Origin of the sequence: Pseudoalteromonas sp. MER144-MNA-CIBAN-0113, from assembly GCF_040308965.1 — a bacterium.
Lineage (GTDB): Bacteria > Pseudomonadota > Gammaproteobacteria > Enterobacterales > Alteromonadaceae > Pseudoalteromonas > Pseudoalteromonas tetraodonis.
The window spans coordinates 1-235 of the sequence record NZ_JBEOOG010000616.1; the positions used below are offsets into that span (position 1 = coordinate 1).

Here is a 235-nt window from a genome sequence, read left to right on the forward strand (position 1 = left end):
CACCCGATGAATATCTGCAAGGTGGGCCGTTTGCGCCTTTAAGTAATTGGCTTGATACTAACTTAGATAAATTTGGCTTTTATCGCCCTTACCAGCATGATTTAGGTGGTGTCGCACCTGAGCTTTGGCATATAAGCCATATTAAGCAATCACAATTATTAGTGAATAAGCTTAGCGAGCAAGTACTTTTTGAATGCATAAAAAACAGTGAACTACAGGGTAAGCAGGCAATACT

The 235-nt window shown here is 40.0% G+C and carries 1 pseudogene; it reads left to right on the forward strand.

Features of this window, described 5'->3' with window-relative positions:
• Positions 1–235 (forward strand): annotated as a pseudogene (locus tag AAEY57_RS21175) (D-alanyl-D-alanine carboxypeptidase family protein); the annotation flags it as partial.